Origin of the sequence: Neptunicoccus sediminis (genome assembly GCF_001719615.1) — a bacterium.
Lineage (GTDB): Bacteria > Pseudomonadota > Alphaproteobacteria > Rhodobacterales > Rhodobacteraceae > Amylibacter > Amylibacter sediminis.
On record NZ_MDVX01000013.1, the window covers coordinates 154,524 to 165,277 of the forward strand.

Annotated in this window: 6 protein-coding genes; 5 read left to right on the forward strand and 1 reads right to left on the reverse strand. The window is 55.1% G+C overall.

Features of this window, described 5'->3' with window-relative positions:
• Nucleotides 1-99: 99 nt before the first annotated feature.
• The 3 genes from truA to BFV97_RS14160 all read left to right on the forward strand — a co-directional run bounded on the left by truA (nt 100) and on the right by BFV97_RS14160 (nt 5,253).
• Nucleotides 100-876, forward strand: a complete 777-nt coding sequence (truA, locus tag BFV97_RS14150; RefSeq protein WP_069301040.1) for a tRNA pseudouridine(38-40) synthase TruA — start codon at nt 100-102, stop codon at nt 874-876.
• Nucleotides 877-878: 2 nt separating this feature from the next.
• Nucleotides 879-3,875, forward strand: a complete 2,997-nt coding sequence (locus tag BFV97_RS14155) for an aminotransferase class III-fold pyridoxal phosphate-dependent enzyme (protein ID WP_069301041.1) — start codon at nt 879-881, stop codon at nt 3,873-3,875.
• 208 nt (nt 3,876-4,083) lie between these two features.
• On the forward strand, nt 4,084-5,253 hold the full coding sequence (locus BFV97_RS14160; protein WP_069301042.1) for a tyrosine-type recombinase/integrase: 1,170 nt from the start codon (nt 4,084-4,086) through the stop codon (nt 5,251-5,253).
• A gap of 318 nt (nt 5,254-5,571) precedes the next feature.
• On the opposite strand, the gene BFV97_RS14165 is transcribed toward BFV97_RS14160, so the two are convergent.
• Nucleotides 5,572-7,668: a YecA family protein gene (locus BFV97_RS14165; RefSeq protein ID WP_069301043.1), complete on the reverse strand. Its 2,097-nt coding sequence runs from the start codon at nt 7,666-7,668 to the stop codon at nt 5,572-5,574.
• A gap of 285 nt (nt 7,669-7,953) precedes the next feature.
• On the opposite strand from BFV97_RS14165, the gene BFV97_RS14170 reads away from it, so the two are divergent.
• Both BFV97_RS14170 and BFV97_RS14175 read left to right on the forward strand, forming a co-directional pair.
• Entirely contained in the window at nt 7,954-9,342 is a 1,389-nt protein-coding gene (locus tag BFV97_RS14170) for an IS1182 family transposase (RefSeq protein ID WP_069301044.1), read from the forward strand.
• A gap of 255 nt (nt 9,343-9,597) precedes the next feature.
• Nucleotides 9,598-10,680: an IS110 family RNA-guided transposase gene (locus BFV97_RS14175; RefSeq protein ID WP_069301045.1), complete on the forward strand. Its 1,083-nt coding sequence runs from the start codon at nt 9,598-9,600 to the stop codon at nt 10,678-10,680.
• Nucleotides 10,681-10,754 lie beyond the last annotated feature (74 nt).

Genomic DNA, 10,754 nt, shown 5'->3' on the forward strand with positions numbered 1-10,754 from the left:
CGCCGTTTTCTACCTGCTATGGCCCTGATCCTAAATAAGCACGGTTGTCGCCCATTCATAGACCTTGGCAAAGTGATTTTCCCAAGGTATCGCAATGCTATGCCACGTTACGCGCTTAAAATCGAATATCACGGCAAGCCCTTCGTCGGCTGGCAGCGCCAGAACGGGTTACGCTCGGTTCAGGGCGCGGTTGAAGATGCCTTGCGCAAATTGCAAAAAGACCATGAGGGCATTCAGGGCGCAGGGCGCACCGATGCCGGAGTCCACGCCTATGGTCAGGTGGCCCATGTAGATCTCGCGCGGGACTGGGAGGCGTTTCGCCTGTCCGAAGCGTTGAACTACCACTTGAAACCCGATCCTGTCGCCATTGTGGATGCCGCCTGTGTGGATGAAGACTTCCACGCCCGGTTTTCCGCGCTGGAGCGCAAATACATCTTCCGTCTGGTGTCCCGCCGCGCCCCTGTCACCCATGATGCAGGCAACGTCTGGCAGGTGCGCCATGATCTGGATGCCGACGCCATGCAAGAGGGTGCAAACCGTTTGCTCGGCCGGCATGATTTCACCACCTTCCGTTCCACCATCTGTCAGGCCAACAGCCCTGTGCGCACATTGGACGAGCTGACCGTGACACAGCACCCCTACCCCGATGGCACCGAATACCGCTTTTTCGTGCGCGCCCGCAGCTTTTTGCACAATCAGGTGCGCAGCTTTGTTGGCACGCTTGAACGGGTCGGAGCCGGATCATGGACGCCCGACGATGTGTCCGACGCCCTCAACGCTACGGACCGTGCCGCCTGTGGTCCGGTCTGCCCGCCCCACGGGCTTTATCTTGCAGATGTAACCTATCCCCAAAATCCGTTTCAGAAAGAACCCTGACGATGTCCCAGCACTGGCAAGCCGCCCTTCAGAGCCATTTCAACCTCGCCGCCGATCTGAAAAGACTGGATGGCGAATACGATCTGAACTTTGCGGCCAGTGCAGATGGGAAAGACTATATCTTCAAGGTGATGCGCGCAGGCTGCCCCGTTGATCTGGTGGATATGCAATGCGCAGCGATCCGTCATCTTTCAACGCAGTTTCCAGACCTGCCCCTGCCCGAACTGGTGCCGACCGTTGACGGTGCGCTCTACACCACTTTACCTGATGAAGAAGGTGCAGAACGGCTGGTCTGGCTGCAAACCCGCCTGACAGGTGCGTGCTATGCGGATTATATGCCCAAACGACCAGAAATGATCGAACAGTTGGGAACATACCTCGGGCAGATGGATGCGGGCTTGCAGGATTTCACCCACCCCCAACACGCGGTCCCCTTCAAGTGGCACCTGCCCACCGGCGACTGGATTGCGGCCCATACGGATATTATCACCGATTCCGCCCGTCGCGGTATCATCGAACAGATCCTTCAGCAGTTCGCCGCACTGAAACCGGAACTGGAGGCGCTGCCGGTTCAGGCGATCCATAATGACCTGAACGATTATAATATTCTGGTGACACGGGACGGCGCGGTGTCCGGCCTGATCGACTTTGGCGATATGACGGCCAGCCCTCGCATCTGCGATCTGGCCATTGCGGGCGCTTATGTCGTGCTTGACCACGACACACCGGAACGCGCCCTTGCAGCACTGGTGCGTGGGTATCACAAGGCCAATCCACTTACCGCCGCAGAGTTGGACCTGCTCTACCCGCTGCTGCGGATGCGTCTTGCGGTGAGCGTGGTCAACTCCACCATTGAGGCCACAGAAAACCCCGATGATCCTTATGTCACGATCTCTCAGGCCCCTGCGTGGCGCTTTCTTGAGCGGGACGATATTGATGCCGGACTGATGCAGGCGCGTCTGCGGGCTGCCTGCGGGCTGCCTGTTGTGGAGGGCGCAGACCGGGTGCTGGCCTATCTGAACAGCACCAATGGCAATTTTGCACCACTGATGGGCAAACCGCTGGATGATACCCCCACCGGAGCCCTGTCTGTGGCCGCCGTGGCCGCCCCGCGCAATCCGTTCGACATGCCACTGTCAGAGGCCGCAATCTTGGGGGCGGAATATGACACCGGCGATATGTGGATCGGTCTGTGGGGCGAACCCCGCCTGATCTATACCGCACCGGCCTTCCGTCAGGGACCGTGGAAATCCTCCGACCGGCGCACCGTGCATCTGGCCGTCGATGTTTTCGCCCCAGCCAAAACACCCCTGCATGCCCCGCTGGATGGTGTGGTCGAAGTGATCGAGAACCGCACGACCCATCTCGACTACGGCGGCGTTATCATCCTGCGCCACGAGACACCGGATGGCACGCCGTTCTTCACCCTCTACGGTCATCTCGCGCCCGATAGCCTTTCCTCCCTCAAGACAGGGGACACAATCGCCAAAGGAACAGCCTTCTGCGCCCTTGGCGACGCCAGCGAAAACGGCGGTTGGGCACCCCACGTGCATTTCCAGCTTGCCCTGACCACCGAGGGCATGGGGCACGACTGGCCCGGTGTCGCCAATCCCGACGAAATGGAACTCTGGGGCGGCGTCTGCCCCAACCCTGCCGCGCTGTTGAACCTGCCCGATGACGCGGTCGCCTATCAACCGATGCCAAAGGCAGAAACGCTCGGCAAGCGGCGCAAGCATTTCGGTGAGAACGTCAAGCTCAGCTATTCCGATCCGGCCATGTTCCTGCGCGGCTGGAAACACCACCTGTTTGACGAATGGGGTCGCCCCCATCTGGACGCCTATAACAACGTCCCCCATGTGGGCCACGCCCACCCGCGGATTCAGGCCATTGCTGCGGACCAGTTGATGCGGATGAACTCCAACACCCGCTACCTGCACCCCGCACAAACCGATTTTGCTGATACGGTACTGGCGAAGATGCCCGATCCGCTGTCCGTGTGTTTCTTCGTCAATTCAGGGACCGAGGCAAACGAACTCGCCCTGCGCCTTGCCGCAGCCCATTCCGGTGGCAAGGACATCATCACCGCCAATCACGGCTATCATGGCAACACCACCGGCGCGATTGCGATCTCGGCCTATAAATTCAACGCCAAAGGCGGGGTCGGTCAGGCGGACTGGGTGCAACTGGTGGACGTGGCAGATGATTTCGCCGGCCCCTTCCGGCGCGAAGACCCGGACTGCGCCGACAAATACGCCGCCCAGATCGACGAGGCCATCGCCGCCGTCACCGCACGCGGCAGCAAGGTGTCCGGCTGGATCAGCGAAGTCTTTCCCTCTGTCGGTGGCCAGATCATCCCGCCCCAAGGCTACCTGCCACAAGTCTACGCCAAAATACGCGCCGCCGGCGGCGTCTGTATCGCGGATGAGGTGCAAACCGGACTCGGGCGACTGGGCGAGCACTATTTCGCCTTTGAACAACAAGGCGTCACACCTGACATCGTGGTGCTCGGCAAACCCATCGGCAACGGCCACCCCATCGGCGTTGTCGTGACCACACCGGAAATCGCCGCCAGCTTTGCCCAAGGACCGGAGTATTTCTCAACCTTCGGCGGCTCGACCCTGTCCTGCCGGATCGGGGCAGAGGTGCTGAAAATCGTAGACGACGAAGGCTTGCAGGAAAACGCCCGCCAGCGCGGAAATGAACTGCTCGACGGTTTGCGCAAACTACAGGAAAGACACGCCGTCATCGGGGACATTCGCGGCATGGGCCTGTTTGTTGGCGTTGACCTTGTGACGGACCGCGAAACCCGCGCTCCTGCCACAGAAATCGCAGACCGCGTGATCAACCGCATGAAGGAAAACCGCATCCTGATCGGCTCGGAAGGGGCGCATCACAACGTGCTGAAAATCCGCCCGCCCCTGACCATCGACGCCGAAGACATAGAACGTATCCTACACCAGCTCGACCGAATTTTCAGCGAAACCGCCTGCCAACCCTGAGCATATCAAAGCGAGTAAAACCAACCACTCCCCGTTTCAATGTTCCCTAAATACTCCTGCCGGAGGGGTATATCCTTCGTATCAAGCGCTGTCACGAACGCTCTGAGATTTAAATCGTGCTTTGATAAGAGTGCGGTAGCGTCTCAGCGCGGTCCGGAAATTCCCGGGCAGTGCCATCTGCGTTTGTAGATATTTCGGAGGTGCACATATGGCAAAATCCAATTTTTTTACAGTCGCACAGTTAAAGTCCCTGCCGCCTGGCAAACATTGCGACGGACAGGGGTTATGGTTGTTTAAAAGGAAAGACGGCGGGGCACAATGGACCTTCCGGTTTTCCCTGTTCGGTCGTCAACGCGAGATGGGACTTGGCTCCTATCCTCTCCTGTCTCTCGCAGACGCCCGGAAAGCGGCCCATGATGTGCGGCGGATTGTGGCGAACGGCGATGATCCAATCAAGATCAAGCAACGGCAGAGAAACCATGCAAGCGCACAGGAAGGTCGGTTCCATGTTCTGGCCTATGCTGCTTTTGAAGCCCATCGCTCCACGCTGAAGCATGAGGGGTCGGACGGGATGTGGTTCAGCCCGATCAAGAACCATCTTCTGCCCCATCTGGGAATGATGCCGATCGTCAAGATCGACCAGCATGACATTAAACAGGCACTTTCCCGTGGCTGGGAGACTTCTCCCGTCACAGCAAAGAAGGCTCTTTCCCGACTAAAGGTGATCCTGAGCTATGCAATCGCAGAAGGCTTTGACGTGAACCTCGGCATCATTGACCAAGCACGCATCCTGCTTGGAGCACCAAGACACACGGTTACCCATATCGCAGCGCTCGACTGGGCTGAGGCGCCTGCCTTTTACCAATCGCTTGGAGAGCTAGCACCCGCAGAACTGGCGCTTCGCATGCTGATGCTGACAGGTGTGCGTTCGGATGCGGTCAACAATATGCGGCTTGAGCAGATCACTGGGGACATCTGGACGGTGCCTGTAGAGCATGTCAAAGGCCGCAAGGGCTTTACCAAACCTTTCAGGGTACCTCTGTCCGGTGAAGCCTTGCGGGTGGTCGATCTCGCCCGAGCGATTGAGCAAAACGGCTATCTCTTTCCCAACAGCCGTGGCGGCCCGCTCAATAAGATGTCAATGCGCAACTACATGGTCGAGGGCGGCCTAGAAGCCCGCCCTCACGGGTTTCGCTCTACATTGCGCACATGGCTGTCCGAACGCACAGAATGCGCACGGGAGGTGGCTGAGGCCTGCCTTGGGCACTTCGCCGTCAACGATGTGGAGGATGCCTATAACCGTGCGGATTATCTGGAACGCCGCAAGCCATTCTTGGCGGAATGGGCCGGTTATTTGATTGGTGGGGACTCATGCTAAACGTCGGTTCTCAGGAAATCCATATAAGCCTTTGTATGACTGGTATGTGTCAACGGTGGACATTCACTTCTGACACCGTGCTCAAATCATTTCTAGATGCAGACATCCATCGGCTTCGCAGGCAGGGGGAAAATTCTGACCTTAGTTTTAATGAACATGAACGGCCCTTAACTGACAGTCAGGCCGAGGAAGGCAAATGGCCGCTTTCTAAACATCTGCCGTCCGCGCTCCCAAAAACGGCATCGCCCTACGCTCAGGGCGTGAAGGCAACAGCAGCTGCGCTTCGTCGCGCACCTTGTTGCAATACAGAGCTTAGCACTAGCCACAGCAATGCTTGTACTTCTTGCCGCTGCCGCAAGGACACTTCTCGTTACGCCCAACTTTTCGTCCTGCGGCCCGCCGCAAGAAATCCTCAATTTTGACCATGGGTGGCGCTGAAGCCATCTGTGCTTCAAGCTTATAGTCAAAAACATGTTTCTGCCGAACATATGCGCCGAAACGGACCAACTCGGTCGAAGGGTCAACGTTAAGACCCAACCATTTGTCAGCCTTTTGAAAATACTTGCGACGTACCATGTGCTGTCGCAACGACGGCTCCGCCACGAACTGGGGATCAGAGTTGCAGTGGATTGTCAGACCGGAAGAGCGATTTTCTAAAGGTAGCGTGGCGTCACCTCTTCCTTTCGCCGCCATTCGTGAGACCAACGCCTCAATCTGATTGATTCCGTCTTCTCCCATTTCCAAAAAAGACAGCCCTAATTCAACGCAGAGAGCGTTGGGATTTCGATCAACATCGTCAATCACACGACCGACGAACGTACCTTTAAAACGCGTCAGTAATCCTTCCGGAGTATCCTTTCCCGGAAGACCTTCCCTACGCACAATCATGGCGGCATCGATATCGCTCGCCAGACTGTCATCAAGGCTTAAGAAATCATTTTCGGTTTCAAGCCAGAGGTTTGCCTTCAGGAAAAAGCCGAGAACACCCAATTCGTTTGTCGTCATGATCCTATCATAATAAAGAGCGCGGCGTTCTAGGTAGGCTAGAACCCGAATGGGAGAGGTAACCAGCTCTGAGAGGACATCTAAAGTGAATAGATCGACGCAAAGCGGGTTTTCAAATCCTTCAGCGGAATCGGTCTGCAGGAATTGTCGAACTTGAATGCTAAGTGCTGGATAGTGATCCGATACGACCGTAATTGGAAACACTCGCTCTGGCTTTTTCAGCTCTACCACATTTCCGGCTGCGTCCTTTGCAACTATACTCTCAGTTTTCAGCCCGTTGAAACAAGCTCGGCACTGACCGTAAGCCTCTTGAATTGCGAGCTGAAAGTCTTTCTGAATTTTTACTAAGTTGCCGCTCCGCGAAGCTGCAGTCAGCTTTTGTGACTTGCACTGAAAAACGATCCCGATTTCACCGAAAGAAACGTAGACATCAATTTCACCGACCTTCTTTGCGCCATCAAAAAGATCCAAATTTTCGAATACGTGTTCGTCACCGAAGACCCTTTTTAGGAAATGAAAGGTCATTGCCTCTGTGAAGTGGCCTTTATTTGCGGATGCCGTCGCTCGGTATGCCGCGTCTTGGTACATCCAATGAGCCGGAGACTCATAAATAGCTTCCATCAGGCTGACGTATTGAAACAAGAAGTACCGCCCCTCCAAGAGGACGATGGGCCTTGCGGCGGTAATGTTGAAGTCCGTCACCGATTTAAAAGACGCATTCTCGGAACTGACATTACAGGAGAAAGCATCGAAAAAAGCCTCGACTGTTTTCTTTGGCAAGCCTGAAATACTGACTATGTCTCCTTGCTCTAGCTCGAATGCTGGAAGCATGGTCCAAAGTGTCGGGTCAGTCTTCCTAAGACTTTCGAGGTGTTGCATCGCCTTTTGGGACTGAATATCAACAATCACGTTGGCAATGATTTTGGCATCCTTGAGAGTAAACCCTACGGTGTCTGCAAGCCATTGCTCATCCTGCAGGTAACGCTCTTCCGCAAATTCAATGTACTGAAATGCGTACGCGCTTTCGGTCGCGTAAAATGCTGCTTCTCTGATCGCCTCTCCCGTAGAAAGGGGTGAGATGTCCACCTCCCAGTCGCGGAAGGCGTCTTTGATCATGCATTGATGAATTTCTTCAAGAAGGCGCTCTGATCTCTCTAAGTACTCCGCGGCTACTCCTTGATCGGGAAACTCAATTGAACCGCTGCCTCCAAGCAGCCCACCGATCAACGCTGCAATCTCGGTACGTATAAGACGTTGCGGTGTTTTCTTGTCCGCAATTAGCTTGCCAGTCATTTGATCTTCGAAGCCGATCCAATTGTCTCGGAAACAGAACATCGAGATTGCGTGCACAAAACCCGGGCTTTGGCACAGTTCGATAAGTTCCTGAAAGCATTTCTCCTCAGTTCGCATTCGCGACAACTCCTTGAAGACAAATCATAAACAATAAAGTTACGATGGATGACGATAACGTTGTTAAGGTGCGATATTTTGTAACTGTCATCCAGCGTTTTGTTTGATAACACAACTGCAAGGTTACCGCTCGGCGGGATCAGTATAGCGCAGCGACCGATAGCTGACGTTCGCGTTCAGCGCTGCGAAGGTCCGCTTCCCGCCTATTTTGTTGAAAAAGTCTTTGTTGCTTTGCAGCAAGTCCTTTGATTCACTTGTTATTGTAGGATGGGGGAGGATTTTGCGATGATGGGCACCCAGGAAGCTTCGGCGCTGCTGTTTTACGACTTTGACATGGAGGCGCATGTCCCGTCAGATCATATGCTGCGCGAGATTGACCGGTTTCTGGACGTCGGCACAATCCGCCAGCAGTTGAGGCAGTATTACAGCCACCTCGGACGCCCCTCGATTGATCCTGAGCTGATCATACGGATGTTGGTGGTCGGATATGTTATGGGCATCCGGTCAGAACGGCGGCTTTGCGACGAAGTTCATTTGAACCTGGCCTATCGCTGGTTCTGTCGCCTGGGCTTGGATCAAAAGGTGCCCGATCACAGCACGTTCTCTAAATATCGTCATGGCAAATTCCGCGACAGCGATTTGCTGCGTTCTGTGTTCGAAGCCACCGTCGCACGCTGTATCTCAGAAGGTCTGGTCGGTGGTCATGGATTTGCCGTTGATGCCAGCCTGATCGAAGCCGATGTCGATCGAATGAACTCAACTGCGCAGGCGGAATGGGACGTTTCTGCTATCGACCCGGACGATGCGCCACGGGCTGTCAGAGAATATCTTGACGTTCTCGATGACAAAGCGTTTGGGGCATCAACACCGGTCAAACCCAAATTCACATCCCATTCCGATCCGGCAAGCAAATGGACTGCGGCGCGCAAAGGCCCGGCAATCTTCACCTATTCGAATAACTATCTGATCGACACGGACCATTCCGTCATCGTGGATATCGAGGCGACACGCTCAATCAGGCAGGCCGAAGTGGGCGCGGCGCAAACCATGATTGATCGAACAGAAAGGCGCTTCGGTATCAAACCGGACTGGCTCGTTGCAGATACTGCCTATGGATCGGCAGAGAACCTGGCGTGGCTGACAAAGAAGCGCAGCATCATTCCCTTCATACCATTGATCGACAAATCCGAGCGTAAAGATGGCACATTTTCCCGTTCCGACTTCGAATGGGACGAAGACAACGACCGTTATACCTGCCCTGAAGGCCAGCACCTGTTGCAGTCCCGCCGGAATTATTCTGACCCGCGCAGGAAAGAACCCAAAACCGGCCGTCGCAGATACAGAGCCACCAAAGCCATCTGTGATGCGTGCCCGTCGAAACAAAAGTGCTGCCCGAACACCAACACCCGCTTCATCGGTCGCGAAGAACATGAAGACGCCCGTGACTTCGCCCGAATGGCTGCCAAATCGCCCTTCAACCCAAAGGCTCAGGCCAAACGCAAAAAGGTCGAGATGCTCTTCGCCCACCTCAAACGCATTCTCGGCCTGGGACGGCTCCGGCTTCGAGGGCCCTGCGGTGTGAGGGACGAATTTACGCTCGCTGCAATCGCCCAGAACCTTCGAAAACTTGCAAAACTAAGACCCAAGACCGCCGAAACAAGGATTACGATATGATCTGAACCAACAAAACGACAGCCCAACCAGCCGCCCAGTACAACGGGCGGAACGATAAGCCCGCGACGAACGCCGCGAGGCGGCCAACCCCTCAGATCACAGCGACTTTTTCAACAAAATACGCCCAAGATGTTGAAACGCTGCATCGCAGAAACCGAAACTTAGGGCGGAAAGCATGCGTAATTGGGCTGACCCTGCACTTTGGTCGAGCTCCCGATAAGATCGCAGCATAGCTGTGAACAAGGGAGACAGAAAATGGAATACTATGTTGGATTAGATGTGTCGCTTCGGTCGTGTGCGATGTGCATCGTCGATAACAGAGGCAAGGTTTACCACGAGCGAGAGTTGCCCTGCGAAGTTGAGGACATTGCCGACTGTCTCGCAGCTTTTGAGCACCCAATAGAACGCGTTGGCTTTGAAGCTGGAGCAATGAGCCAACATCTGTTCTTTGGTTTGCAATCAAAAGGTTTTGAAGTTGTATGCATGGAAGCTCGGCAAGTAAGTGCCGCCTTATCTGCGATGCGGAACAAAACCGACAAAACAGATGCAAAGGGCATTGCTCAAATCCTACGAACAGGCTGGTTCAATCCGGTTCATATGAAGAGCCGAGAAGCCCACGGGCAGAGGGCGCTATTGAGCACGCGTAAAGCGTTGATCAAGAAGACAATGGATTTGGCCAACGAGGTGCGTGGGCTGTTGAAAATCTTCGGCGTGCGATTGCCACGAACAGTGAAACACGGGTCTTTTGATGGCTTGGTAAGGCCGTTGATCGAGATGGATGACGTCCTGGCGCATGCAATCATTCCATTACTCGACGCGCGGAAGGTTTTGTTCCAACACTACCTCGAGCTGGATCGGCGCGTGAAACGAGCGGCGTCTCAAGACGAGGTTTGTATGCGCATGATGACCGTTCCAGGTGTTGGGGCGATTGCAGCGCTGACATTCAAGGCGGCAGTTGATGATCCGAGTCGCTTTAAGCGGTCGCGCACAGTTGCTGCGCACTTTGGTCTGACGCCAAGGCGATTTCAGTCAGGGGAGCACGACAATCCTGGCCGAATATCGAAGGCGGGAGATCGAGATGTTCGTGCAACTCTTTATGCTGCTGCCAACGCATTGTTGATGCGAACGATGGCAGGGTCACAGATCAAATCATGGGGCATGCGATTGATGCGCACCAAAGGTCGCCGACACGCTGTTGTTGCCGTCGCCCGCAAACTTGCCGTTCTGCTCCACCGTATGTGGATTGACGGCAGTGAATTCCGTCAGGAACAAGTTGGAGGCACGGCATGGAGAGTGTCCGATCTTCTGTGTAACTGCGATCTGGTCCATGCTTCCTGAGAGGAGCAAGGACGATGACCATATCCAAGGAACTGCTGGACGAACTACTGAAGGGCTGCGAGCGGCCTGAAGAC

Coding starts and splice junctions, on each gene's coding strand:
- BFV97_RS14165 (WP_069301043.1), bottom strand. CDS start 7,668: ATGCGAACTGAGGAGAAATGCTTTCAGGAACTTATCGAACTGTGCCAA.
- BFV97_RS14155 (WP_069301041.1), top strand. CDS start 879: ATGTCCCAGCACTGGCAAGCCGCCCTTCAGAGCCATTTCAACCTCGCC.
- truA (WP_069301040.1), top strand. CDS start 100: ATGCCACGTTACGCGCTTAAAATCGAATATCACGGCAAGCCCTTCGTC.
- BFV97_RS14160 (WP_069301042.1), top strand. CDS start 4,084: ATGGCAAAATCCAATTTTTTTACAGTCGCACAGTTAAAGTCCCTGCCG.
- BFV97_RS14170 (WP_069301044.1), top strand. CDS start 7,954: ATGATGGGCACCCAGGAAGCTTCGGCGCTGCTGTTTTACGACTTTGAC.
- BFV97_RS14175 (WP_069301045.1), top strand. CDS start 9,598: ATGGAATACTATGTTGGATTAGATGTGTCGCTTCGGTCGTGTGCGATG.